Source organism: Erwinia papayae, assembly GCF_058241465.1.
In genome coordinates, this window is the sequence record NZ_JBZCHT010000008.1 from 1 (window position 1) to 26,596 (window position 26,596).

The window sequence follows — 26,596 nt, forward strand, 5'->3', positions numbered from 1 at the left end:
TAATGCGGCTGCTGTCAGCGGTGGAGTTTCACCTATGATGTACGGCGGTAGTGAAACAAAAGCTAAGAAGTGGGAACAGAAAGACAGCTATGTAGAAACTGTCCGAAATATTCTCCGCACAATAGCTTTGGGTGATCTTCCTCCCGGCTATGCGTTAGGCAATCTTGGTAGCGGTGTAAGCATCCCTAACTGCAACTTTAGTACCGGCACGGTTCAGGATTATATCCATTACAATTTTAAGGGTGGTCAGTACATCAACGGCAGTCAGTTCAGCGTTATTGTCGGGGTCGCTCAGAATACCGGGCCTACTACGGTTACTGTTGACGAGTCTCTATGCACACACCCGCAGATGGCTGCGCGTGCATTGTGGAGTCGCAATACCTTGGAACCGGGTCAGAAGACCGAAGCTTATTTCGTTCTTCGAAACGGCCAGCGCCAAGTTCGCATTGACGATGGTGCGCGTCCTAAGCTTGCGGAGTAATTATGATGGATAAAATAAAAGATATTTGGGTTAATTTAGCACCAAACAAAAAACGCTGGGCCTTATGGATTTCCATCCTCGTTGTGTTAGTCCCTCTCCTCATCCTCCTGATGCCGGAGAACAATTCGCCTCGTTCTAAGGCAAATAAAGAAAAGGTCATTCAGAACGTATTAACAGATTCGGATACTGCTGGTGTCAGTCAGAACGCTATTGCAGCTCGACTACGCTCGCTGGATGAAAGCATCAAAAGTACCAAACAGTCTGTTGAGAACTTGACAAAGACACTTGACCCCGATGCTTTGAATAAACGTTTGAACGCTATTGAAAGCGCTCAAAAAAGCGAATCTGCTGCCCGCGCTTCACTGGCAACTCGAATTGACAGTATCAAAAATGGATATACCGTAAGTGGTTCTTCAAATAATAAAAATATCTACGCCGCACCGAAAGAAGGTAAGCCTGTGAGTCCTACGGACAACGAAGGTAACACTGATACTCTGCAACGAGTTTATGAAAATGATTTAGGGCCAGACCCTACTGACTTTTCCGCAGATGATAAAGATACCAAAAATGGAAAGGATCAACAGGCAAATGAATCCATTCCTGACATTGTTACTGTCCAGCAAGATATAAAAGAAGAAGAGAAGCCGAATCCTGATGATGATCCGGCCTTTCAAACATATCTTCCCGCCACCAGTATCATGAGTGGTGTATTTATTTCGGGGATGGATGCACCTACCGCTCAAAATGCACGTAGTGATCCTTATCCAGCACTAATTCGTATCAAAAAAGACGCGATTCTGCCCAACCGTTTCCGTTCTGATATTCGTGAGTGCGGGTTGTTAGCTGCGGGTTTTGGTGATCTATCTTCCGAACGTGCCTATTTCCGGTCAGAAGTTATTACGTGTATTCGTGAGGATGGTGCTGTATTTGAAGCCAAAATTGATTCTTACGCTGTGGGTGAAGATGGTAAAGCAGGTGTTCGTGGTCGCCTAGTGACCAAGCAAGGACAGTATCTGGCAAAAGCACTTACAGCAGGTTTTCTGCAAGCAGCATCTCAGTTGTTTAGCGTCCAGTCCATTCCGACTATCAACGTTAACCGCGATGGAAACTCTAGCAGCAGTCCTTATCAGCAGGTAATGAGTAGTCAAGCGATGCAAGGTGCTGCAATAGCGGGTGTAGGTGGTGCGTTGAATCGTCTTGCTGACTTCTACATGAAAATGGCTGGTGACTTATTCCCTGTGATTGAGATTGATCCAGCTCGCAGTGTTGACTTCATTGTGCAAAAAGGCGTCGCTCTGAAATTTAACAAAGTTAATAATGTTGGGGGTAAATAATGAGCATGAAACGAATGGTTTTAGCTCTGTTTGGAGTAGCGAGTATCGCTTCCCTTACTGGATGTTCTTCGCTGGTGGGCGGAAGTTCTGAGTACGGCTGTAAAGGTATGCCCGATTCAGTCACTTGCATGAGCGTCGGCGAAGTATATGAACTTACTGATGGAGATAATTATAAACAACGAGTCAGTGAAGTTTCACAGCAGCAAATGGCAGGGAAAGAAGTCAATGTAAAGCATCAAACTGCCGGTGGTGAAGTTTCTGGCCCATCGGTAAGTGGGGGCGCTCCCTACGTCCCTGTTCCTCAACCGACTGCGAACCCACAACCGATACGCACACCATCACAGGTCATGCGGGTACTTGTTGACCCATATGAGTCTTCTGACGGTGATTTAAATGTGCCGGGGTATGTCTATACAGAAATTGAGCCACGTCGCTGGGAAGTCGGTGCTTCTCGCGCTGCAACTGTTCAGCCGGTGATCAGGCCGATGCAGGCTCCGGTCAGTTCTGAGCCTATTGCTGAAAATTCAGCCAGTACAACGCAGGCCAAGAATACGTCCCAGAATGCTCGCGGGGGGAAAAATCAAGGCTCTAATACCCGAACGATGATGCCAAACCGTTAATTTTGGTCAAAATCAGCAAAAGGAAGGGGGTTGTCAGAACAATCCCTTTGCTATTTCTGCGGCTTATAACCTATCATTGCCAGTGCAGTGTTCGCCACACCACATTGCTTAGCATACAGCAGCAACGTCTCCCCCCGGACGTTGAGGAAACCCCACCAAGCTGAAAATATGCAAGCAGGAGTTCACTGTAAAACCCGCCTGATTATCAGGCGGGTTTTTCCCCCCCAAAACGTCCCCTTTTTCATTACTACTTTCTTAAAAAGATGTGAAACAATGCGATTTCTATTCTTTGAGAGAAAGCACTATGTCATTTAAAAAATGTTTTTTTGCCGCCTCCTTGCTCGCTGGATTTGTTTCTACTGCATTTGCCGGAACTGGCTCACCAACCGATACAGTTTTCACAGAAAATGCATTAAAAGCAGCACCTAAAAATTCCGTCCAACCTAAAAGATTCGTTGTGCCAACAAACGGTCTTATTGCTTTAGACATTGATGGAAAACTTAATGTCATGACGTCCAATGGTCGTTTTGTCTTGAAAGGATATCTATACGATACATGGGCAAAAAAACCACTGGAGAAGTTTGATGATGTAGCTAAGTATGCATCCATCATTCCAATGAAAGAACTGAATCTGAACATCGCCGATTTGCAACCTGCTGTGTGGGGTAGTGGCCCGGAAAAAGTAATGATTTTTATTGATCCAAATTGCCCACATTGCCATGCAACTCTTAAAGAACTCGCTGATCTTGATCCCAAAAAATATACCGTGAACGTTATTTCACTCGGTGCTCTTGGCGAAGACAGCAAAAAACGCAATCAGGAATTGTACTGTGCAAGTGATCGATATCGTGCTGACCGCGCAATTATATCTGGTGATAATAAAACGAAATTCGATCAGGTAAAAAACTGTGACCAATCAGCAATGATTCGACGCAACATTACGGCTCAGGTGCTGGGTGTCAGTATGATTCCATTCATCATTCGTGATGACGGCAATTACAGCATTGGCAAACCAGCTCAGGGCTTAAAAGCATACCTTGAAGCTAAGTAAGTTTTGTTCTGAGGGGAATTATGAGCGAATCAATCATTGTCCAGCGATTGAAAAATATTAAACGTTTTTCAGATGTATGTCCGGTAAGAGCATACGATGAAAGAAACCGCATCTTTATGCTAGACAACAAATGTGTAGGTTTCGGCTTCGTTTGTCGCCCTCTATCAGGAAGTAGCGGAAAAGAGATGCAACAACTTCAAACGTTGCTTTCATCCAACTTTCCGGCGAAAACGATTGTGCAGTTTGACTTGATCGCAAGTCCTAACATCGTTAACAAAATTAATCAGATGGATTTCCTGCGGATAAACTGCGGCGACCCTATTCTGAAAAATGCGATTATCAATCGCTCACGCTTTCTTCTCCACAGTACAGACTATCCGATGAAAGGCACGGGCACTCGCGTTCGTGACTGCCTCATGATCTGCACAGTTAAAATACCTGTTAAAGCAGAGTATGATCTCAAAGAAGAAGAACTGAATTTAGTAAATGAATTCAGGCACAGTTTTGATACTTCTCTCGGAATTCTCGGGCTTTCGCCTACTCCATTGACGCGAGAGTCATACATTGACATTCTCTCGTCCATTCTCAATCAAGGGGAGAATGCAAGCTGGCGAGATCGCTCCCCTGTCCAGGTTCAAGATGATTTAATCATTTCAGAGCAGTTACTCGACCCTGACCGCTCATTCTTCGTTCGATCTAAGTACATCGGTATTGGCAATCCAGAAGATGAAAATCAGCGTGGTGAAAGGCAAACAAATACCACATTTGTTAAGACCCTGAGCGCAAAAAAATTACCTAGTCGATTTTGGCCGGGGCAAGCTCAGTATTATCTGGGTGATTTGATGAGTGGCGCTACTGGTATTAAAAGTTCATGTATCATATCTATGAGCATGATCTTCTTCGACCAACAAAATGCAAAAACAAAATTCACGCAGAAACGTAGTTGGGTCGTACAGCAAAGCGATGGGCCAATGATCAAATGGATACCATCCCTAAAAACACTCCGTGAAGGTTATGACATACTCAGTGATAAAGTGGACAATGGTGAACCGATCTGCAAAGCGAAGTTTTCCGTAACGATTTTCTCTAACTCAAAAGACGGCGTTTTCCGCGCAGCACAGGAAGCAGCCAGCTATCTCAATACGTATCAGTTTAAAATGATCCCTGATACAAACTTTGTGTGTCCGATATTTCTTTCGACACTTCCAATGTTCAATGAAGCAGCAGCAGAAAAAACAATGGGTCGATATCGCACACTTGCTCTTAGTGAAGCTCTTGTACTCACGCCGCTATATGCAGATTGGCAAGGAACTCGTAACCCAGCACTGATGCTAACTTCGCGATCCGGGCAAATTCAGATGCTCGATCTTTTTGACTCTGACACAAACTACAACGCATGTATTGCGGCAGAGTCGGGGTCTGGTAAATCATTCTTAACTAACTACATCATTACAGCGTATCGCAGCCTTGGTGCTAAAGTCTGGTGTATCGACGTGGGTGATTCATACAAAAATATTTGCGAAACCTACGGCGGTGACTATCTGGACTTCCACCCTGATAAAAAACCATGCTTAAACTTCTTTGAGCTAGTCGAAGACTATTTCGGTAAAGATCCATCAAACGAAGATGGTAATGGTGAAGAAGACCTGATCATTGGGCTACTAACGGTTATGGCCGCACCACAGGAAGGGTTAAGTGATTTCCAGACCGCCCGACTGAAAAAGCATGTCGCTCAACTTATCATGGAGCATGGTAAAGCTACTACCATTGATATGGTCGCTGCTTCGTGCCTCCAAGATGACGACCAACGTATAACTGATATCGGCCACCAGCTATACCCATTCACCAGCGCCGGGCAATATGGCCGATACTTTGTTGGTAAAAACAACATTGACTTCAAAAATCCGTTCACAGTTCTTGAGCTATCACGTCTTGAAAGCTCAGAACATTTGAAGCAGGTTGTCTTATTGCAGCTCATTTATCAGATCCAGCAGGACATGTTCCTTGGCGACCGTTCACAAATGAAAATTGTTGTTATTGACGAAGCATGGGCGCTGCTGAAAGGTAACATTGGTGAGTTCATTGAGAAAGGCTATCGCCGCTTCCGTAAATACAAAGGTGCGGCTATCACAATCACTCAATCTATCAATGACATCTACAAAGATGGTGTTGGTAAAGCTATCGCAGACAACTCCGCGTTCATGCTATTACTTGGTCAGGGTGAGTCTGCGATTAACGAGGCTCAGGCTGGTAAACGATTGGCGTTGGACGATGCAGGATATCGTTTCCTTAAAACAGTACGTTCAAGCAGCGGGGTGTATTCAGAAGTTTTCGTTATTTCAAAATCAGGACAGGGTATTAGCCGACTGATTGTTGACCCATTCTCCCTCCTTCTCTACTCCACTAATCCAGATGATGTTTCGGAGATCAAACGTAAAAAAGAAACAGGTTTGACAACCGAACAGGCCATTAACGACATACTTAAAGACAGGGGTATTGCCTGATGTTAAAAACGGCAGCTATCGCTTTAGTGTGTGGGTTTATCGGAGCAGCCCTTTATGGGCGCTTCTTCCCCGCTCAATCACCTTACGACTATATCGCTGTTGCAAAATATACAGACAAGGCTGGAAATTTGCTCCCACCGGCGCAACTAGAACTCGTCAAGCGACGCGCTGACCAGATGGCTGAATCTGGCTTCATTATTCTTAATTCATCATCAATGTACGCATTCCCGGAAGGAATAGCTGTGCCTCAATCGATAGTAACTGACACCAAATAACGGGGGTTAATGGTGGTGAAAGAAATACTCAATGTGGTGTGGCGAAAAGTATATAAGAAGAAGAGGCCGTGGAAAAAACAGGCCGTATTGATGATAATCGTTGCCGTCGTATCGGCCCCAACCAGCCTGTACCTTATGAATCGCTATCAATTTGCAATCGATCCACAAAATAATCAGTGCCTTCCTCCTTATCGTATTTACCTCGTCGATAAATTTGATAAAACACCTGTTCGAGGAAAACCGTTCGCTTTTACATCTAAATATATTCGGGTCTATGGTAAAGGTATTAAAATCGTTGATGCGGTTCCGGGGGATTTTGTTTCAGTGACCCCGGAAGAAACGACTGTAAACGGTTCGATGGTTGGTGAAGAGTTACGACTCGCTAAAGAATCTGGTCACAGCGAACAAGAGCTAACTCGTAGTGGGAAGATACCCAAAGGCCGAATTTGGTTGATGGGCCGCACGAAGCTCAGTTTCGATTCTCGGTACTGGGGGTCAGTGTCTCAAGAACACATATTAGGACGGGCATATCCACTATGGTGAAAAAAGATTTTTACAGAATAACTATTCTTGCAGCCGCTGTATTCTCTAGCACGGCGGTATTTTCCAATGAAAGCATGAAGCCACCTACGCGGCCAGAAATATCTATCCCTGCCACGAGCATCCCTCAGCGTCCAGCGCCATTATCAGAAAAAGACAAGCTTGATCTTGATGAGCTGGTGAAAGTAGCAAAGAAGAAGCGAGGTGAATATGAAAAAAAATCCCGCGAAACTGCTATTGCTAACCATAAAAAAATCGGGGAGATGCCTGTTCCAAAATCAGAGCATGAATTCATAACAGATGCGGTTACGGGCGCAATTACAGATGCTGATATTGCAGACGGAGAGCAAAATAAGATAGTAGGAGATTTTTATTACGTACTCGTTTCATCATCACTATCTGATGATGAAATCCGCAACATACTTTCACAGTACAAAAATCGTAAAGATGTAGCTCTTGTTATCAGAGGTGTTAAAGACAAAAAAAACATTCTGAAAGAATTAACTCATTGGCAACAGTTGGTACTCGATTCAGGTAGTAGTACACCGATAAATCTTGACCCTACAATTTTTAAGAGTTATAGCGTCACTTCTGTACCAACAATAATCCATGAAAAAGACGGTAAGCTGGTGGCCCGTGTTTCCGGGATATCAAACATAGCATACATGAAAGATAAGCAAGGTGATTTAGGCACCGCTGGGCCGACAAAAGATATCAGTGAAATCAGCTTATTGGATATCATTGAGGAACGAATCAAAAACCTTGATTTTGACAAAATGAAAAATGAGGCGCTTGATAATTATTGGAAAAAACAGAAATTTGAAAACTTCCCTGATGCTCTGAAACGCAATCAAAAAACCATTAATCCTAGTGTAGTAATTCCACAGGATATACTCGCACCAGATGGACAGGTTATTGCCAAGAAGGGCCGCATAAACCCACTAGAGGTTATCCCCTTCCGCCTAAAACTCATTTTTTTTGATGCACGTAGTGACTGGCAAAGAAAAATCGCTAAACGTGAGAATCAGAATGCCAAGCCCGGCATACAACCTATTCTCATTACAACCAACGTATATGGCGACGGCTGGCAAACATTTAAGGATGCAGGTGAAATTTACGGAAGTAGGTTATATATGATCCAGCCCGGAATGTCAGAGCGATTTGGCGTTACATCATTACCAAGCATTGTAACATCTAACGGAACACAGTACGTCGTGGACGAATACCCTAAAGATGAGGCCGAAAAATAATGAGAGCGAAAGAATCGCGTTTAAAATTTGCGTTAGCCACTCTAATTACAATGTCAACGTTTGTGTTCTCTGCTGGCGTTATCGCTGATGATTCCACAGATACTCAGGCAGAAAACGAAGTTTGTCGTGATAACCATGTGTTATCTACAAAACTTTTTACTGATGTGTGCTGGGCCTGCATATTTCCCATAAAGGTTGCTGGAGCCACACTCGGGCCATCAGGAGAAGTGCCTGATGATGCTGCAACAGGAATGGTCTGTGCGTGTGCTGATGGCCTCGGGGTGTACCATCCGGGGATTCTTTCTGCAATGTGGGAACCTAGACGTTTTATTGAGCTAACCAGAACGCCGGGGTGTATGTCTTCTCTTGGAGGAGCCAAACTGGATCTTGGGAGTGAATTACAATACGGCACTCAAACTGACGGTGCTCAGGATGAACGTTTGAGAGCGTCCATTAGTTTCTATAACGCGCATATGTATGCAATGCCATTGCTCCGAATGTTAGATCTTTATCTGCCGGGAGATTGTAACGCAGACCCATATTCAGATTTCGATATCATAAGTTTCACAGAAATAGATCCCACATGGAATAACACAACGTTAGCCTTCTTTCAAAATCCAGAATCAGCCGCAGTATCCAACGTCATTGCCCAACAGGCATGTGCGGTTGAAGCAGCAGCACAATTTGCAGGATCTCAGCCTCAATCAACATTATGGTGGTGTGCTGGTTCATGGGGAGGACAGTACCCTCTTACAGGATCAGTAAGAACTATGGATACACCGCGAACGACAAGCCTCGCAGCAACACGTCAGTTAGCTGTAGAGCATCGCAGGGGGCTTGCTTATCGTTCCGTAGGAAATGATGTGGCATGTCGAGCAAAGATATATCCAACAATACCTAAGCAACAGTACAAGCTAAATATGTTTTACCCTACACCTGAAACTAAAAAGGGACATAGCATTGGCGAATCACCTTACAAATGGCAAGGAGGTATGTTCCGATACCCTACGGGTATGGGGCAGGATTCAACCTACATGATTTTCCAGTGGAGTGATTGTTGCAGGACTCTGTAAAGAAGCCTTCGGCCAACCCTTCGTCGTTCAGAAAACAAGTTTCTGGACGACTCACGGTTCCAGATAAAAATATCAAGCGATTAACAAAAAAAAGCCCCGGAATCGGGGCTTTTCACTTTAAGTCGGCATTTAATCTTCTAAATTTTCTGCTTTCTCCACCGACTCAACGACGCTCACATTTCCAGTATTATCTTCTTCACCGGCGATACTTTGAAGTTGCTCGACAGAACTCTGCGCATGTGCCTTGATTGTTTTGGCAAGTGTCTGAATGTTGCTTGTATGGAAGGATTTGGTATCTTCCACTTCCTCAGCGGGGGCCAGTGCGTTTAAATACGCTTTATCCAGAATGGAAATAATGAGGTCATAATTTTTGAATAGTTTAATGAGCTTGGTTGCCTCGGGAGTTCGAGTTGAAGTGGTGAACTCGCGAGGGTTAGTGTAGTTGACTTCTGATACATCACCAGCAGCGTTTAACATCTCAGTAAATGCCGTGATGCCCAGCTCGATCTCTTTCATCGGCGTATCCAGCGCAGCATCAATGGCTTTCTTAGCTGATGCCGCGACCCCACGTTGTCTGAGTTTCTCAAGCCGTGTCGTATTAATCATGATATTGAACAAAGCCTGAGATGTTGCATTGAAATTACGAGTATACAGCCGAATAGCTTCCTGTGTTTTCAGCGTGAATTTATGTTCGATTTCAGGGTTAGAGAACGGAATCTTCTCTACATTTCGAGTACGGCGGTCTGGCTTGTTTGTCGCATTACCGCTCCCCTCTTTCTGCTGCTGCTTTTTATTTTCTGCCATGTTAACTTCCTCACGTTATGGTTCTTTACTTCACAAGTATTTAGACACGCAGAAAAGTAAAAGTCACTTAAAAAACAGGACGATTTGCGGTGGAAAAACCATTTCCTGTTGCGTCAGATTCAATTCTGGATTAGTCTATTTGTACCTAGCTGATGGCACTCAGCACAACATCCTCATAAATTTCATAAATCCTGATTTAACCTAGCGTGTAGACACCGCTTAACTTCAAAAAGAAAGTTTCTTTTTGGTCAGGATTTTGCGCGCCCGTTGTATGGCTCCGAGCACATCCGATGTGATTCATGTCCTTTGACTGATCATGTCACTTTGCCACCCCACCGAGGGTGTTTTTGGTTCTCAATCCAAACCAATAAATTGAAAACTTCTCATAACCTCCTGTGCGTAACCCGCCACTGTGGCCGGACTTCGTGCTTATAGCCCGATACCAGTCAACACATCAATAACCTGATCGAGAACGTATGCTTCCTCACGTTGCATTCGCGTTTTATCGTGTGGTCTTAGATCTGTGGCCGGACTTCGCTAACATAACTGTTTATTAAATATATAAGGTATAAATTATGCTCAACGAAACAATGGCTTTGATTTCTCTCGCTATGTTCGCGATGTTATTTTATCGCTTTACATACATCCGTTTTCTGGCTCCTATGTGGATCATCTTGTTTGTTATTCTCAGCGGTCGAGCTGTAACAGCATATGGTTTAATTACTATCTTGATGTTTGCAGTTGTGCTGATGTTTTTCATTCTCGATGCTATTCGCGTCGCTCAGAAAAAAGCAGCTAAGAATCGTGGTAAGGATACGGAAGATGATGCTGTATCTATCTTCGATGAAGTTGAAGATGATGATGACAGTGCATTTTCTGACATCCCTCGCCTGTCTGCCTTAGAGGATGACGAGTCACCTAAGAAGGCTGCAAGACCTAAGAAAACAAAGCTCACGGTTTATGAAGGTACACTGATGAGCCACGGCTTTGCCCCTTACAATGATGTAGCTGGCAATGACAAATCATATTTTGTCGATTGTGATGGCAAAAAAGTTTGGGGAATTGGTCTGAAAGACGCTATCAAAAATTGCAGTGCAGAAGTTGGTGATACCGTTCGTTTCTGGAAAGAAGCGGAAGTTAGAACCAAAAAAGCCAGAGTTTTTGATAATGAAGGCAATGTAACCGGATGCCGCAATCTGTCTCAGGACAAGAGGCGCGGTCTGTGGGTTATGGAAGTCGTTTCTGAGTAATTTGTACTTAACTTTACAAGTTTACTTTAAATATAAGCCCGGACATTCGTCTGGGCTTTTAACTTTGAAAGGTTCAATAATGTCTAATATTGCATATGGTAAATTAGCCGAAGAAAATGGGTTTAAACTCCCGGTTACTGTTTGTAAAAGTCATCGTGGATATTATATTGGCACATTCCAATATGACCCCGATAGCGAATACTACGGCCCTGTTTCGAGAGAATCAGAGGAATACTATAAAACTGAGGAAATAGCTCAGGCAGCTTTAAATGATAATGATTGGACTCAACGCTTATACTTCTAAAAAATTACAACTTATATAAGGTGATGTATGTGTAATCAAACTGATCACAAAGAAACCTGCCCTTACTGCCACCATGTTAGTCCTGTTAAGGACTTCACAGAGGCAGATAACACTTACACTCTTGATTGCGAACATTGTAGTTGGCATTACTGCAATGAGCCTGACTGTCCTCAATGTGAAGCTCAAGCAGATAAAATAGCGTTAAGAGAATTAGGTGTGTCCTGCCGGAAAGAAGCTTTTTTGAAAATTGCACAATTAAGGCTGGAGTTGTCCCGGATTTCCAAAGGTTCTCCAAGTGTGTTTTCTCATCTTTTTGTCAGGAAAAAACTCGAAAGGATTTTTATGGATTATATTCATCTGACAGACACGTCCTTTTCTAAAGGTGCGTTCTATCAAATAATGCTCGAATCAGTTTATGTGCGTTACTTGAATATTTCTGCTTCCCTTCGTTCCGGTGTCTGAGTTTCATTTAGGCTACGTACATCACTTAAATTATACAAAATAATGAGGTATCCCATGACTTTAGTTTATGGAAACACAGTAGAGCCAGGTGGAATGCTGCTTGACGATGACACTACTATCGAACAATGCCATGAATGCGGCGCTGATTGCATGGTTCGTCGTTACGAAACATGTGATGGTGCTATCAATCAACGGTATTCGATTAACTGTCCAGAGTGTGGTTATCACGAATGCAATGCTGAAATATGCTTTATTTGTGATATGCGTTTCACTATGAGCGAAGAAGAAGAAGCCGATTTCTATCTTGATATTGAGTGTTCGGTTTCAACGCTTACTGATGCTTTGGTCTACTTGAGTAAAGTAGAAGGTTCATTGTTGTCGGCAAAAGCCATGCTCAAATTTGGTGATTACACTAGAGCCAAGGCTATGATTCCGGGTGAACAGATAAATTACTGTTTATTCCTTAAATCATCTTTGCCTAAGACACCTTTACTGGAAAGCCTAGTATCTTCTATTAACTTACTTTCTTGTGAATTGGCACCAGTGCTTTACGCAGACTGATACCTTACAACCTCCATAAACCCGGCCATTGGCTGGGTTTTTTTTACCTTGACCAATGTGAATATGTCCTTTAATCTTATCTATGCGGTTTGTCCGCCTAACATCCGGCATACGCCCTTAAAATCACCTTACCAACTTCGGCCACCAGCCATTCCAGACAAAAGCCAGTCTTTCGTCTTCACGGCGTTCCTACGTCTACACATACAGAATTCGATGGCCCGATGCCTTAATGGCTTCGGGCTTTTTTGTGCGTCGAAAAAGGTGTTTTTCCTCTTTTGAGGAATTCCGTGTGTTCAGGCACTTTCTCCTGAATGTTTTATTCACAACTATATAAATCCCTCTAAATTTATTAAATATCTAAATATATAAGGAATCTATCATGAACATTAAAAGTCTGATTTCAGAAGGTGTCATTGATCTGGATGGTTATATTCAGGTTGAAGCTTGTAAATGCCCTTCCTGTGGTGCGTCAGCAAATTATCGTTTTTTTGATAGTTGTAATGGCGGCTGTGTTAATCAACAGAAAGCTACTGAATGCCCTTCATGTGGTTATCATTCCTGTGATGATGAATGTTGCACTGTTTGTGAGGAACGTTATCGTAAAGAGAATAGCGATGCTATTGCTACATACTACGGCATATCCAGCCCTTCTCTCGCCGCTCTTTTTTTGGCAAAAATCGAAACTGACCTTATGGTTATACTTGCTAAACTTGAAATTGAGTTACCTGATGAGTCTGCTTGTGATGATATCCCTCAGTCTATTATTGAGGATGTTCACAATTGCGCTGATCTGATAATTAATTTCGATAAGACCGACTTTGTTAAACATCCTTTATCACGCGAAATCAGAAGTTCTGTTTATCACCTTCTGGGTGAGTTAAATGAACTGATTTTTTGGTCTGATAGCTTCTAACCTGCTTTCCAAATGTATAAATCTATTAATTTATCATGAGGTACATATTATGTTCTCTAAAGCCACTTTGATCGGTGTGGTTGGTATCGAGCCAAAATACAAAGCTGCTATAGACGGGAAAGATTCATTAATCGCTTTCCGTCTTGGTTGTGAAGTATTCACCAATTCAAAGAAAATAACTGAATGGTACACAATTAAAGCTTTCGGTCGTGTTGCGGACTATCTGCATCAAACCATTAAGAAAGACTCATCCGTGTTCCTGGAGGCTTCAATTCGCAATAAACGCTGGACAGTAAATGGTGTTGAACGTCAGGGTATTGAATTTCATGTTTTCACAGCTCGTGTTATGTCTGATGCTGATACAACCAATCATGCTCAAACTTCCACGGTTTCAATCCCATCGTCTGATTCACCTGAAAATCTGTTTTTCCCTGTAATGGATAAGTCAGATAATCCCGCTGTAGAACAGCCTAAGCAGCCTCCAAAGCCCTTAACTGCTGAGGAAGCTCGTCAGGTTGCCAGTCGCTTTCGTCAGACGTTTGAAGCACAAAAACAGCGAATCGCTGATTTAGCCACAAATGCACCCGCCAAAGATAAAGAAATCGAACCTGAAAAGGTTTCTGTTTCATCCCCGGCTATTGCTAGTGGTCGTGCCCCTGCCATTAAAAATTGCGCATCCGTTCCTGCTACAGAAATTCCTTCGGGAAATACTGTAACTGAAAACCTGCTTAAAGCACGAAATGCTTTAAGCAAAAATTCTGGACGCGCACTGAATAGTAGCAATGGTCACGCTCATGTACGTGGTGGATGGTCAAACGTTCGATGAATTTTGATCGCATTCCGAAGCCCATGAAGCCACTCTCTGAGTGGCTTCGGCTTTTCTAAATCAGTGTTAAAATTTTATAAATATATAAATTAAGGATCTTATCATGGGTTACAACAATAAAAGTCGTAGTGCGTACAAAGGTCAAAATAACAATGGTCACAACAAAAACAGCAATGGAAATGAAATTGCTCAGTTAGATGCTGTTACCAGACATCTTGTATCACTTGAAAATGATTTTAAGGCGGCTGCAACGTGGAATCCCACTCTTTCTTTTGCGAAAGAGAGTGTTTTCGCTAAGCATGTTATCAACAACAGTCCCTACCTCACTAAGTTGGCTGTACAGAACCTCAAATCATTCGAGGTTGCTTTCCTACAGTTAGCAACAAGCGGCCTTACACTCGACCCAGCACAGAAGATGGCCTACCTTGTCCCTCGTATGGGGCGCGTATTCCTCGATGTGTCTTATATCGGTTTGAGTCGAATGGCAACCGATGAAGGATTGTGTGAGGATATTGTTGTAGAACTCGTGTTTGAAAAAGATGACTTTAAATCCAATGGTCGTCGCCAAAGCCCCGAACACAGCTTTGATCCCTTCGCGGATAAAGGCGCTCTTTTACTTACCACTGCTGACAAAGGTGATGTCGGTGAAAGAGGTAATTTCAGAGGGGTATATGTCGATTACCGAATGAAGGATGGACGCAACCTTGTTTACTTTCTGACCAAATCAGAGCTGGCCTCTGCCCGTGCTGTTTCTGAGTCATGGAAGAAGGTTGAAGAGCGGGAGATGTCTCCCTGGGTTCGCTTCCCTTGGGCTATGGTGCGTAAGTCTGCTATTAAGCAGACCATTCATCAAATCCCCGGCAATCGCACTCGTGTCGCAACCATCATCGATTATCTGAATAAAGATGGCGGTGAAGGTTTTCGTGATGTGAATGCAACTCCAGTACAGGCTGCTGAGTTTGAAATGTCTGCTCGTCATGCTGCACAACGGCACGATGTTCAGCAAAACCAACCCCCAGCCCAACCAACTCCATCCGGTAACGTTTACGATGGCGAGGTTATCAAATCGGAAGCTAACGCAACTGAAACAACTAAACAGTCACAAGCAGAATCGACTAGAACTGAGTCATCAAGCATTAACTCAGCCTCTCCAATTCAGACTGCTGAATCGGACAACAAAGCTGAGGAAATGTCTGATGTCCCCGGTGTTCGTCTTTCTGCTAAACGTCGCATCAATAAACTTGTTAAGCGTGTCGAGGTTACGATGGCTTATGAAACAATGATTGCCGAAGTTAAAACGAATTTTGAATTCAACGATAGTGAAGTCCAATATGCTGTTCGCTCTCTTGAAGAATCTCGTCGTAAGCTTCTGCAATCCAAGCTAACGGATGCAGTCAACAAATGTGACTTTACAGATGTTGAGAACTTCTTAAATAAATTACCCGAAGGTGAATTCAAACAGAAATCCAAAGTGTTTGTTCAGGAAGTGCAAACTGAAACAGATAAAATGCGGACTTTGTATGATGAAGCCATCAAATCAAAAAATTTCACAGCTTTAGATGCGGCAATTGAAAAAGTTTCATTTAAACCATTAAAAACGGTTTTGAGTGAAATGCTTTCTTCCGCAAAAGCAGCTTAAACGTTGAACCGGCTACCTAGGCCGGTTCCCATTTAAATATATAAATTTATCAAAGGTGAGATCATGAGTTCAGTAATGGTTGTTGTTGATGTTGAACAAGGCACTCCAGAGTGGCTTGAGTGGCGTAAAACTGGAGTGACTGCTACTTGCGCCCCTATCCTGATGGGTGCAGATAGCGCTACAAAAACTCCATATCAGTTATACCTACAGTATGCTGGCTTACTTGAGCCAGAAGACCTTTCAGTTATTAAACAAGTACGGGCAGGAAAGCTTAACGAGCCTCTTGCTCGCGCATGGGCTGAAAGGAAATACGGCCAAATCAGTTTGCCTCTGTGTGTCCGGCATCGTGATTACCCTCACATGATAGCTTCACTGGACGGTCAATTTGACGACATGAATCTCCTTGAGATAAAAAACCTTTCATCACAAAAGCATCTGGATATCCTTGAAAAGCAAACAAAGTCGCCAGAGTTCAGGTACTATTTCTGGCAAGCACAGCACCAGCTCTTTGTAACAGGAGCACCCGGTGTGTATCTTCTTTTTTGGTCTGCTAAAGATGAGCCTATTGTCTTTTACATTAAACCGAATCTTGACTGCCATAGACGTTTACTAAAGCGTTCTACGGAATTTTTTGAATCGGTAAAAAACAAGACAGCTCCCGCTTTTGACAAAGAAAAAGATATTTTGCTTATTTCAGATGCTGAGATAATAAAACAAACCCCCGGATTTACCATCCCTAGCGATCTTAACGTGCGTGTATCGGCTCTTCGTGGTCATGCGTCAGCACTTGAAAAAGCTAAAGCAGAAGTCGAACGACTAGAGAAATTAACAAAGGCTGGAATTGCTGGCCTTGCTGATTCTTTAGGTTTTAGACCTGACGATCTTATCCGTTTGGATGGGTTTGGTATTCGGTACATTGAAAGCATCTCGAAAGGAACTACAAACTGGAAAAGTCTGGCTAAAAAACTCGTTCCGAATGTAAACCCTGACGAACATCCAGACTGCATAAATAATGACAAGAAAACGTCAAAGCTTACTACTTATGAGTATGTCGCTACGTCATCTGATACAATAGCAGTATCTGTCCCTGACGCAGTTAAACAGTCTCCATACGTGTTCATGCCTCAATCGCAAAATGTTGCGATTGATAATGGTTCTATGGATTCTGATACAACTCAAGACAGTGTAAGTGAAAGTGATGGTGTTATGATCTTCTGACACTACCTAACCCTGCTCTGGCAGGGTTTTTTTTTTGCCTTGACCAATGTCCCAATGTCATTTAATCTTACTTTTGCGGTTAACCCGCCTAACATCCGGCATACGCCCTTAAAACACCTTACCAACTTCGGCCACCAGCCATTCCAGACAAAAGCCAGCCTTTCGTCTTCACGGCGTTCCTACGTCTACACATACAGAATTCGATGGCCCGATGCCTTAATGGCTTCGGGCTTTTTTGTGCGTCGAAAAAGGTGTTTTTCCTCTTTTGAGGAATTCAGTGTGTTCAGGCACTTTCTCCTGAATGTTTTACTTGTTAAATATATCAACTCACTCTAAATATCTTAATATATCAGGAGTCATTATGACTAATTTCATTAATCTCACCACTTACCTTGCCAGCGATGAGCAACGTAATCTGGGCGTTATTGACGTTGATGGAAATGTTGCATCAGCTCTGACTGAATACCTTAGTTTTCATTCAGCACCACAAAGAGGTGAAATGCTGATTAAAGCAAATGCTATAGCTGATATTGCATTAAATCTTAGTATCGAGTACAGAACGCCGAACGTTTTAATTAACGCTAAATCGTTCTTTCTCCCTACTCTGGTTTCTGCTCTACAGAAAAAAGGTTTAGTTCCTTTTTATACCTTTGCTCAACGCTCCATGATTGTTAAAGACGGTACTGTTATGGATAAGGCATATGTGCATAAGGCAATAGTCGAATGTTCGCCTGAATCTTAACAGAAAGACTCCAATCATTATTTAAACCGAAGTACAGTTTCTAAATATTACAAATCTATTAAATCTTTTAAATATATAAACTTATAAGGTAAATATCATGACTAACGTAAATACTATCGCTGTTGACGCTTTGGTTCGTAACGCTCCTGTATCTCCGGCGCTGTTTGGAATCAACATCCCAGCCAATCAGAAAGTTAAGCACTACGCAGGATTCCCGCAAGGTCATGCATTCCAAGACTATGTACCAGCTCTTGATGCAGATTATGTGTTTGAAGCCAGCGTTCGTCAGGCTACCCTGATGTGGTTTAACTTACCGATGGGTCAATCTCTTTGGTTATCCGGCCCTACTGGTTGCGGTAAAAGTAGCATCATCGAGCAAGTTGCTAACCGTTTTAACTGGCCTGTTATGAAAGTGACAGCCTTCCCTGAAATGGATATCAGCACTCAAATCGGTGGTCTTCGGATCACAACTGATCCTATGACCGGTGATACAAAAACCGTTTTCGTTCATGGCCCTCTGGCTATGGCGTATAAATATGGCATGGTTTACCTGCTGGACGAATATGACCAGCTTGAAAGTTCTTGTGCTAATGCTTTTAATACTGTTCTTGAAGGCGGTAATTTAATTATCCCTGAAACGAATGAAGTTATCAAAAAGCATGAAAACTTCCGTTTTGTCGCTACCGCCAATTCGATTGGACAGGGTGACACTACCGGTATGTATGGTGGCGTTAAAATGCAGAACACGGCCAACCTTGACCGTTATATGTTTGTTAACACTACCTACATGGCTCCAGATGTTGAAAAGAAAATTATTGCTAAATACATTCCTGACGATCTTATCGCCAGCAAATTTGTACAGGTCGCTAATCAGATCCGTAAACAATTTGTCGGTACTGAAATTTCGCCAGACGATGTTAATGCAATGAACGTTTCTCGTCTGTCTGTTACCTGCTCAACCCGCTCACTTAAAGCTTGGGTTTCTCGCTTTGCTATTATGCATCACGCGAAAATGCCTAAAGCCATCATCACGTCGTTCGATTTCCATATTGGTAATCGTGCTCCCGCCGATGAGAAAAAAGCTCTGCATACCATCGTAGAGTCAGTGTTCGGTGATTTAGCAAGTTAACTCGCCCCACGTTTCACCTCTGCTGTAACAAAACTGAATGAGCGCATTTATATGCGCTCCATTAACTTTCTATTAAATATATAAATCTATCGAGGTCTTAAAATGACTAATGCATCCACAAATGTAAACAAAGTTCTAGAGTCTCTTATTCTTGTTTCTTTATCTGAAATCCACGGAATTAGTGGCCGTAAGAAATTGAAACGTGAAGATTTCGGAGAAGGAGTTGATTTGCCACCTGATGTAATCGTGTCTCTTGGCTCCAAAAAAGTTATTGACCCAAAGCTACTGAATCCCTTTACGCAGTATAAAACCAAAGCTCATACGCTTTGTTCTGCTGTCGGTATTCGTTTCCTTGGTGGCTATGCAGTTCCCGCTGATCGTGTCAATGACCTAATCTCTGCTCTGAACGATGTTAAAACAGAGTTTTACATATATAAAAATGTTTTCCTGCAATCAGATTTTGATAGCTGGATAGACAGATGTGAAGAAAAGTACCGTAAGATTCTTCGTGATGGTGCCAGTGTTGATCTAGAGTATATGGACAGCCAAATACAATTTGGTTTTACAGCTATTCATATCACGCCATATGGTAACGAAGTAATTCAAAACGGTATTGCCGGACAGATTAAAAGCCTGACTGATGAAGTTTTTGATGAAGTATCCGGGTTAGTTGATGGCTTCTTGAAGAATTTGAATCAAAATGCCTTCACGCAGCATACTATCAACCCGCTTCGTCGCACTGCTGAGAAACTCGCATCACTTGGTTTTATATCTGACAGCGTTAATAAGCTCGCTCTCTATATGAAAGAAGTGCTTAATGATGTTCCTGTCTCTGGCAAAGTAACTGGTCGCAAATATTCTGACATCCTGTCTCTCTTAAATAACCTTCGTGATCCGCAACGAGCTAAATCTTTTGTTGATTTACTCAATGCTGATTCAACGATTGCACAGTCAGTTGCCGATGATTTTATCGACTTGTCTGGCTCTGCTGGAATTGTTTCTGCTGATCCTGTAGCTCCTGCTACTCAGTCCGTACCTGTCGTCACGTCTCCTTCATCAGCTCCTGTAGCTGTTGATAATCATATCGTAGATGCCAGTTCTTACGTGCCTGATGAACCTTATGCTGAAAGCGCTTCCGTAGTTACTGCTGTTGAAGTAGCACAAGGCTCTGAAACTGCTCTAGCTCAGAAAGAAGAAACAATAACACCAGAAATTGTTGCTCGTGCTGACGATGGTTTTGCCACTGATCTGCCTTCCGGTGATGAAGTGATTGTTGAACCTGTTGTTGAAACTTCACCAGCTCCTGTTGCTGATGATCTTGCGCCTGCTTCGGTTGAAGGTTTCCGTAACGTTGTCGTTGTTGATGGGCCGCTTTTCAATGATGCCAAAGTTCATCGTGATTTGCCTGACCATAACGGTATTGAGGTTGTTGCTGTTGATACCCCAGAAAACGCAGACGTTAATAACGCTGTGATTTCTTCGGTATTCGACGATGAAGAAGATGGGGTTTTTCTTTTCTAAATATAAAGGCTCATTTTGAGCCTTTTTCTAAATATATAAATTTATTTTAAGAGGTTTTCTAATGGGTATATACAATTCACTCCCGATTGTAGCGCGTGCACTGGGCGATCAACTTAACATTACCGTTACAGTTGGTGGTTCAGATGCATATGCTTCTGTAGTAGATGGTAAAGGTTCTATCAATATTCCTTTCTACAAGAATGCTGAGAGTATTTCCGATGCCATTTTAGGATTTACCGTACATGAAGCCGCTCACATTCGATTTACTGAATTCGACCTTTTATCGCCTGCTCTTAATGCGTTATCTGGTCAATCAGTAGAGATAAGGAATGATTTCGGCGATCTTGTTTCTACTGGTCGTTACAATAAGAAAGTGCTCCACAGTCTCTGGAACATTGCCGAGGATTTGCGCATCGAACGTTCTATTGTCCGATTGTTTCCCGGTTCTCTTCGTTATCTTCAAGCTGTACGTAGTTTTGTGTTTGATGGTGATATTGAGTCCAGCGACGTTCCTGCAACGATTTATCTGGATACCATGTTGCTTTGCGGTCGTCAGCGTTACCACGGCTTCGATACACATGCAGAAATTCGTCGCAATGAGTTCATTTCTGTATTCGGTCAGGATTTACTCGATAAGTCGCTTGATACGTTGGATCTTGCTGTCTTCGCGGATAGCACTCTCGACTGTCTCGATGTAGCCCGTCAGTTATATGACCTCGCAATAGATGCCTTTAAACAGGAACAGGAAGACAAGGAAACTCCCCCGCCTTCCCAACCTGATCAGAATAGTGGTTCTTCTGGTGATTCTAACGACAATAGTGACTCTGAGGATGCTCCCGGCTCTGCTGGTGGTTCTGATGATCGGTCTGATGATTCTCCTGATGCTGACACTACAGACGCCTCCGGCATTACTGGAAGCTCTGAGGGTCAACCCGATAGCTCCGATGACAATTCACCAAATGCATCTGGCTCATCGTGTGAGAAGTCTGTCTCTTCTGATAACGGCAATTCATCTGGTTCACCAAACTATGATCCGTTTGCTAATGCTAACGATGCTGATATAGATCGCGCCGCAAAAGATATTTCGGATAAGTTTAACGACAAGATGCAAGATAAATTAACACCTACTCAACGTGCGAAACCTGTCAATCCTTTCTCGGTATCTCCCGCTAAGAGCTTTCCAACCAGTAACGAATGTGTCGCTCGCGGCATAAACGCTTCTGCTGGTCTGCGTCAATCTCTTAACGGTTTACTTCAAGGTATGCAACACGTTCGCAGAACTTATAAAGAGTCCGGTCATAAGATTGAAGGGCGACTTCTTCCGACTGTCTTTACAGGCAATTCGAAAGTTTTCAAACATAAATCGAAAACCGTTTCTCTTAATTCTGCATTTACCATTCTGTTAGACTCCAGCGGGTCAATGGGAGGAAGTATTGTTGAGGCTGAGGCTGCGGTTATTTCATTGCTACATGCACTGGATAATCTTAGTGGAGTCACGACATCTGCATATCACTTCCCTCATTCCAATGGAAACTCAGTTGGTAAATTAAAAGACCGTAAGCAAACTCTGCGGCAAGCAATTTCTGCAAACCACTTCGGTATCGGCGCTCAGGGATCAACCCCATTGAGTGGCGCGTTATGGCCTGCAATTATTGATTTAGCTGTTGAGAAAGCTGACCAACGCATTTTAATTGTTTGTACTGATGGTGATCCTGACAGAGGTACTGAGCAGGACGTTATCAAAATGATTAATGATGCAAAGTCTGACGGAATAGTGGTGATCGGAATTGGTTTTGGTTCTGTGAATCAATCAATGATGTCCCGCATTTTCGGTAAAACAGGAGTAGCAATCGGTAGTCTCTCGAACCTTCGTTCAAAACTATTTGATGTTGCTCGCTGTGCGTTACTGAACCGTTAATATGTAAATTAAATATATAAATTTATCAAAGGAAACAAAAAATGACTTCTAAATCTAAAGTTGTCGATGAATCGCAAATGTCTTTTCTTCATATTCTTGAGGCTGATGAAGTGACCTACGTGGCTAAATACGAAGAGTCATACGATTTCAGATTCAGCAGTAAAGTAGCTTACGAAATGATTCGTGATTCGCTTTATCTGTTGACCTTTAATCGCAGCAACCTCCAGCAAAGAATTGATGAGATTTTATGGATACTTTCTGATGTAAATCAGGATGACATATGCTCATTTACAAATTGCTGCCGTATGAATGGATTAGACCCCTATGAGATTAGGTTGAGTGTTATGCATTGCTGGAAAAAAGAATTGGATAATAAGCGTTTGATTCTCCAGTCTCCAGATAGCCGTCGTTACAGCAAGTCTTATATTGCACAGTATATTGATGGTGAAATTGCAGGATACGAAAAGTACAAAAAAGCTTTCTATCATCTCTACCCTCATGAGGCTGCGAAACGCAAGTGCTCCTGAAATTAATTTAAAACGCTGGCTTCGGTCAGCGTATTATTTGGAGTTTATCGACATGAAAATTGCTAATGAATTTAACTTTAATGAGCATATTGGTGGAACTCAGCATGGGTTTACATCAGCTCAGCTTGATGACCTCATTGGTTATGTTAATGAAAATCGAGATAGAAACTTCTTTATGCTTCATCATGAAGTCCCTGTCTTCGATTCAACTTACATCATCAATATATTTCATCCCTCAGCGCCAGACACCTTCTGTCTTTATCTTTATCAAGATGAAGATGGCAACTGGTGGCCTTATGCGACTTTGGATTGTCTGACTGGTGTGAAATCTCTTTTAAAATCTATCTGGGTGCATTAATCATGAAAAAGCTCATTGAGTTTATTAAATCTGTATTCCGTAAAACATCCTCTGTTGTTTCTGTTGAAACGCCCTATTGCAATGATCCTATCGTCATTGACGATTTAGGCAGACGTATCGAGCATAAAGAGGCTTTTTTTAATCTCTATGTTCGTAGCACTTGTGATAGTGGCTCCTGTTTTCCTGTATATCTTGCCAAGATGATAAGGCACTGTCGGCTTCATATGCTTTCATTACCTGTTGAAGAGCGTCAGTCGTTTTTTGATTTCTGCCTTATGCATAAGGTTGATATTTCCGATGAATCGTTAGAAATAGCGAATCATAACGAAAGGAAATGTTACGAGGAATTCAATAAATTGAGTGCTAACACGGGTGCCTAACATGCTGTGAGGTGATTGTGTTATGGAAACAACATATATATCTTTTTCCTTCAACGATAAGCATTATCTTGTTCGTGAATCTGAGATCACTGATAGGTGGCCTTCCATTACAAACAGAAATGTAGAAAACCTTGTTTTGAAAAACGGTTTTCAATATCGTGCAACAAATATAAAAGAAGTCACTTTTCTGGATTTTTCCTCTCTTCCTGAACGGTCGGTCATCGTTACTGATGAGCCTTTCGACTTCTAAATAATAAAAGGGCCACTTGGCCCTTTTTAACTTAACGAGGTATTATATGTGCGGATGTGCTTTAATCGAATACAATAACCGTTCAGCTAAGCTGTGTGGGATTGTATTACCCCACGATGTTGAGTTGGTACTTTTTGCCCTCAATAAATGGGCGATTATTGCATTCAACATTCGTAATACGGACGAAAACTTTACTCGAATCCCCGTAGAAGACTGGATTGACGGCATAAAAACTGCTGTTAAGCCATCCCCATACCGAGATCGAGTGATTACTGCGCTTACCCGCTGTCGTCCCTATACATTATAACTTTTTCAAATTTATAAATAGATACGAGGTTCATTATGAACTTGCTTGATGAAGACAAGGTTTATGGTTTTGTGTCAGGAGATATGCAAATATGGCCCGATTCTAATTCTAAGGATCGACAGGATTTATTGCTGATTGCAACTGATATGGAAACGATAAAAATACTTGCCTCTAAAGGTATTGGTAATCACCAGACCAGTTTTGGTGTGACACTAAATGAATCAAAAGCGTTAATGCTTGGCACTAGGCTCGCCTATTGCTGTTCGTGTGGTCGATTTTCTGACAGAAAGTTAGACAATCTTAAAGAAAAGATTGTAGAAGATGGTGTGAGTCTTTGCCCCAGATACTTCAATCAAACAATGTCAGAGGCTGTGCGTTTTGTTACGCTTGAATCTGATTTCATGAGACAGCAGTCAACTTGGTAAAACAGTTTTCTGCATTCTCATTAACTTCCCTCCTGCGTTAGTCACCTAACGCTAACTTCCCTCCAAAGTGAGCTTTAACATGTCTACTAACAACCTTCGTTTCGTCTCTCTGCTGTTCATCTTCATCATCTCGATGATTGTGATATTTCGTGGAGAGTCTCTCGGTATAAAGGTTAACGAAGAACTGATTATTCGGTTCCTGATCTTTATTTCCCTTCCCTTTTCTCTTGTGAAAGCAAAGAAGAAAAAGAAGGATAAATGAAAGGATGTTAGCTAATTAACTTATAAAAAGAACCCTATCATTTTGATAGGGTTTTTTTTTGAATGCCCACCCTGTTTTCACGTTCCTCTCCCACTGTTTCGCCCCATCAAAATCTTCCCCTATATCATTATGTTACCCCTCAGATATCATCTTTGCTCATCAAAATCTTTCCATTCAAAATCAAAATGTTTTCCCCCCCCGTTTTGTCCCCTTTTATCCGTGCCTTGCCGGTTGCTTTCGTGGCAAAATCCTGAGTCTCTACATAGAATTCGAGGCTTATAGGTGAAACCATATTTTGCAGAACCACCTTGTGCATTATTAATGCCTGCATACAAGATCCCACCATTACTGAATGATGGTTCTTTGAAAGAAGCTGTACGTCTTGAACTCGAACGTAAGTATGGAACACGCATGACCCTTGAAGCTGTGTGCACAGAGTTAGGTGTGACTAAAAACGCTATTGTTCATAAGATAGGTAACTCAAAATTCCAGCATCATTTGATTTTCCGAAAGCTGTTTCACTCTCGTGTTTTTCCTGGCAAGAACACAGCTTTCTGGACGGATAAAATAGCCAAAATTCTGATTGAAGGAAACACTAATGGCCTATAACCATTTCGTGAAAACAGTGTTGGCTCTTATTGTTAGTTGTACTTTCTGTGCACATGCGTTAGCTGATGACGGCCAGCAAGAAATCAAAACTAGTGGTGACGTTTATGCTGGAGGTAAAAACTTCCAGAAAGAAAAGGATCAGGGCTGGTTTTGGAAAAAAGACCCACCACCTCCCAAAGAGGATGTTAAGCAAGAAACACTACAAAAAGAACAACATGATGAGAAACAGGAGAAAGAGGTAACACAACCATCTCCTGTTGTTCCAGAAGCGCCAGAGACTAAAAATAGTCCCGCGCCCTTTTCCGTTGCTTGGTTCAGAGAAAATATTCAGCAGATACGTGACCGTGCTATAGACGATCCCACGCCGGAAAATGTACGTGCATACTTATTAGCACAACGTATCATGCTCGATAAAGCAAGCCGCTATAAAGATATGGCCCAGATTATATCAATCACAGACCCTCTCATAGATGAGACTGGCCGTCGTTCCACGTCATCTTTTGGCTCTCTAACTCAATCAGTATCCGCAGAAGATAACGAAAGAGAAGTTGCTCGTGAAATAGGCAAAAAGGCTGGGCTTTTCTTCTTTTTCAAAGGGGAAGGATGCACTCTGTGTTCTAAACAAGCATCAATTATGCAGACGTTCAGCTACATGACTGGGATTCCTATTATACCTATTTCTATTGATGGTCACGATCTTCCCGGAAGTCCATTCCCAACAGTCAGGATTGACAATGGTCAATCTAAAAAGTTGCAAATAAGGAATGTACCCGCGATAGCATTGGCTATCCCTCCAGATATAACCCGCATCGTTTCATTTGGCCCCATCAGCGCGGATCAGCTTATCAAGCGCACAGTGCTTATTGCTCATGATGCTGGAATCGTGTCTGACGAACGCTATAAAAGTACGTTACCTTTCAACGATAACGGTTACATCGATTCAGATATCCTCAAAGATATGCCAGAAGAATATATGAAAAACCCTGATCAGTTCATCAAATATATTCAGACCAAAGCAGGCTATGCTCCTGCTGATGCCGATTCGCAGGAAAGAAAATAACCC

29 protein-coding genes and 1 pseudogene are annotated in these 26,596 nt (G+C 42.4%); 29 read left to right on the forward strand and 1 reads right to left on the reverse strand.

Going from position 1 to position 26,596, the window contains the following annotated elements; genetic code table 11:
* From AC3RPL_RS03425 to AC3RPL_RS03465, 9 genes and pseudogenes are all read left to right on the forward strand, one after another.
* Positions 1-481: pseudogene (locus tag AC3RPL_RS03425) on the forward strand (TraK protein); the annotation flags it as partial.
* Between the two features lie 2 nt (positions 482-483).
* On the forward strand, positions 484-1,815 hold the full coding sequence (locus tag AC3RPL_RS03430; RefSeq protein WP_265878635.1) for a TraB/VirB10 family protein: 1,332 nt from the start codon (positions 484-486) through the stop codon (positions 1,813-1,815).
* Entirely contained in the window at positions 1,815-2,435 is a 621-nt protein-coding gene (gene traV / locus AC3RPL_RS03435; RefSeq protein ID WP_107321160.1) for a type IV conjugative transfer system lipoprotein TraV, read from the forward strand. Before AC3RPL_RS03430 ends, traV begins: the two co-directional genes overlap by 1 nt.
* Before the next feature lie 304 nt (positions 2,436-2,739).
* Entirely contained in the window at positions 2,740-3,486 is a 747-nt protein-coding gene (locus AC3RPL_RS03440) for a DsbC family protein (protein ID WP_490738994.1), read from the forward strand.
* Positions 3,487-3,506: 20 nt separating this feature from the next.
* Positions 3,507-5,990: a type IV secretion system protein TraC gene (gene traC / locus AC3RPL_RS03445; protein ID WP_490738995.1), complete on the forward strand. Its 2,484-nt coding sequence runs from the start codon at positions 3,507-3,509 to the stop codon at positions 5,988-5,990.
* The gene (locus tag AC3RPL_RS03450) at positions 5,990-6,265 is read left to right on the forward strand and encodes a hypothetical protein (protein ID WP_490738996.1); all 276 of its coding nucleotides are present in this window, start codon (positions 5,990-5,992) and stop codon (positions 6,263-6,265) included. The genes traC and AC3RPL_RS03450 overlap by 1 nt, the downstream gene beginning before the upstream one ends.
* A gap of 9 nt (positions 6,266-6,274) precedes the next feature.
* The gene (locus tag AC3RPL_RS03455) at positions 6,275-6,808 is read left to right on the forward strand and encodes a S26 family signal peptidase (protein ID WP_052684036.1); all 534 of its coding nucleotides are present in this window, start codon (positions 6,275-6,277) and stop codon (positions 6,806-6,808) included.
* On the forward strand, positions 6,802-8,055 hold the full coding sequence (locus AC3RPL_RS03460; protein ID WP_490738997.1) for a TrbC family F-type conjugative pilus assembly protein: 1,254 nt from the start codon (positions 6,802-6,804) through the stop codon (positions 8,053-8,055). The genes AC3RPL_RS03455 and AC3RPL_RS03460 overlap by 7 nt, the downstream gene beginning before the upstream one ends.
* A complete protein-coding gene (locus AC3RPL_RS03465; protein WP_490738998.1) occupies positions 8,055-9,128 on the forward strand; it encodes a TraU family protein in 1,074 nt (357 codons plus the stop codon). The genes AC3RPL_RS03460 and AC3RPL_RS03465 overlap by 1 nt, the downstream gene beginning before the upstream one ends.
* A 129-nt stretch (positions 9,129-9,257) precedes the next feature.
* Here AC3RPL_RS03465 and AC3RPL_RS03470 read toward each other — a convergent pair whose 3' ends face one another.
* Entirely contained in the window at positions 9,258-9,932 is a 675-nt protein-coding gene (locus AC3RPL_RS03470; protein WP_107321155.1) for a hypothetical protein, read from the reverse strand.
* Between the two features lie 575 nt (positions 9,933-10,507).
* On the opposite strand from AC3RPL_RS03470, the gene AC3RPL_RS03475 reads away from it, so the two are divergent.
* The 20 genes from AC3RPL_RS03475 to traF all read left to right on the forward strand — a co-directional run bounded on the left by AC3RPL_RS03475 (position 10,508) and on the right by traF (position 26,593).
* On the forward strand, positions 10,508-11,182 hold the full coding sequence (locus tag AC3RPL_RS03475) for a hypothetical protein (RefSeq protein ID WP_098992551.1): 675 nt from the start codon (positions 10,508-10,510) through the stop codon (positions 11,180-11,182).
* 79 nt (positions 11,183-11,261) lie between these two features.
* The gene (locus AC3RPL_RS03480) at positions 11,262-11,486 is read left to right on the forward strand and encodes a hypothetical protein (protein ID WP_490738999.1); all 225 of its coding nucleotides are present in this window, start codon (positions 11,262-11,264) and stop codon (positions 11,484-11,486) included.
* 27 nt (positions 11,487-11,513) lie between these two features.
* Positions 11,514-11,948 (forward strand): hypothetical protein, encoded by a 435-nt coding sequence (locus AC3RPL_RS03485; protein WP_490739000.1) that lies wholly within the window; start codon positions 11,514-11,516, stop codon positions 11,946-11,948.
* A gap of 54 nt (positions 11,949-12,002) precedes the next feature.
* Positions 12,003-12,509: a hypothetical protein gene (locus AC3RPL_RS03490; protein WP_490739001.1), complete on the forward strand. Its 507-nt coding sequence runs from the start codon at positions 12,003-12,005 to the stop codon at positions 12,507-12,509.
* 379 nt (positions 12,510-12,888) lie between these two features.
* Positions 12,889-13,422 carry a hypothetical protein gene (locus AC3RPL_RS03495; protein ID WP_490739002.1) on the forward strand — a complete coding sequence of 178 codons (534 nt, stop codon included), beginning with the start codon at positions 12,889-12,891 and terminating at the stop codon, positions 13,420-13,422.
* Positions 13,423-13,471: 49 nt separating this feature from the next.
* Positions 13,472-14,248, forward strand: a complete 777-nt coding sequence (locus AC3RPL_RS03500) for a single-stranded DNA-binding protein (protein WP_490739003.1) — start codon at positions 13,472-13,474, stop codon at positions 14,246-14,248.
* 103 nt (positions 14,249-14,351) lie between these two features.
* Complete coding sequence (locus AC3RPL_RS03505; protein ID WP_490739004.1) at positions 14,352-15,887, forward strand: recombinase RecT; 1,536 nt, start codon at positions 14,352-14,354, stop codon at positions 15,885-15,887.
* A 63-nt stretch (positions 15,888-15,950) separates the two neighbouring features.
* A complete protein-coding gene (locus AC3RPL_RS03510) occupies positions 15,951-17,105 on the forward strand; it encodes a lambda-exonuclease family protein (RefSeq protein WP_490739005.1) in 1,155 nt (384 codons plus the stop codon).
* 361 nt (positions 17,106-17,466) lie between these two features.
* On the forward strand, positions 17,467-17,847 hold the full coding sequence (locus AC3RPL_RS03515) for a hypothetical protein (protein WP_098992545.1): 381 nt from the start codon (positions 17,467-17,469) through the stop codon (positions 17,845-17,847).
* Positions 17,848-17,944: 97 nt separating this feature from the next.
* Positions 17,945-18,976, forward strand: coding sequence for an AAA family ATPase (locus tag AC3RPL_RS03520; RefSeq protein ID WP_098992544.1), 1,032 nt, complete (start codon positions 17,945-17,947; stop codon positions 18,974-18,976).
* Positions 18,977-19,078: 102 nt separating this feature from the next.
* Positions 19,079-20,497, forward strand: a complete 1,419-nt coding sequence (locus AC3RPL_RS03525; protein WP_107321292.1) for a DUF3150 domain-containing protein — start codon at positions 19,079-19,081, stop codon at positions 20,495-20,497.
* 61 nt (positions 20,498-20,558) lie between these two features.
* Positions 20,559-22,415, forward strand: a complete 1,857-nt coding sequence (locus AC3RPL_RS03530; RefSeq protein WP_490739006.1) for a VWA domain-containing protein — start codon at positions 20,559-20,561, stop codon at positions 22,413-22,415.
* 41 nt (positions 22,416-22,456) lie between these two features.
* On the forward strand, positions 22,457-22,942 hold the full coding sequence (locus AC3RPL_RS03535) for a hypothetical protein (protein WP_107321290.1): 486 nt from the start codon (positions 22,457-22,459) through the stop codon (positions 22,940-22,942).
* 52 nt (positions 22,943-22,994) lie between these two features.
* On the forward strand, positions 22,995-23,300 hold the full coding sequence (locus tag AC3RPL_RS03540) for a hypothetical protein (protein WP_124767184.1): 306 nt from the start codon (positions 22,995-22,997) through the stop codon (positions 23,298-23,300).
* Positions 23,301-23,302: 2 nt separating this feature from the next.
* Complete coding sequence (locus AC3RPL_RS03545) at positions 23,303-23,680, forward strand: hypothetical protein (RefSeq protein WP_490739007.1); 378 nt, start codon at positions 23,303-23,305, stop codon at positions 23,678-23,680.
* 22 nt (positions 23,681-23,702) lie between these two features.
* A complete protein-coding gene (locus AC3RPL_RS03550) occupies positions 23,703-23,930 on the forward strand; it encodes a hypothetical protein (protein ID WP_113455969.1) in 228 nt (75 codons plus the stop codon).
* A 342-nt stretch (positions 23,931-24,272) separates the two neighbouring features.
* Positions 24,273-24,662: a hypothetical protein gene (locus tag AC3RPL_RS03555; protein ID WP_107321289.1), complete on the forward strand. Its 390-nt coding sequence runs from the start codon at positions 24,273-24,275 to the stop codon at positions 24,660-24,662.
* Positions 24,663-24,741: 79 nt separating this feature from the next.
* Positions 24,742-24,924 carry a hypothetical protein gene (locus AC3RPL_RS03560; protein ID WP_045268414.1) on the forward strand — a complete coding sequence of 61 codons (183 nt, stop codon included), beginning with the start codon at positions 24,742-24,744 and terminating at the stop codon, positions 24,922-24,924.
* Positions 24,925-25,206: 282 nt separating this feature from the next.
* Complete coding sequence (locus AC3RPL_RS03565; protein ID WP_124767182.1) at positions 25,207-25,533, forward strand: hypothetical protein; 327 nt, start codon at positions 25,207-25,209, stop codon at positions 25,531-25,533.
* Positions 25,523-26,593, forward strand: coding sequence for a conjugal transfer protein TraF (traF, locus tag AC3RPL_RS03570; RefSeq protein ID WP_490739008.1), 1,071 nt, complete (start codon positions 25,523-25,525; stop codon positions 26,591-26,593). The genes AC3RPL_RS03565 and traF overlap by 11 nt, the downstream gene beginning before the upstream one ends.
* The last annotated feature ends 3 nt before the right edge of the window (positions 26,594-26,596 follow it).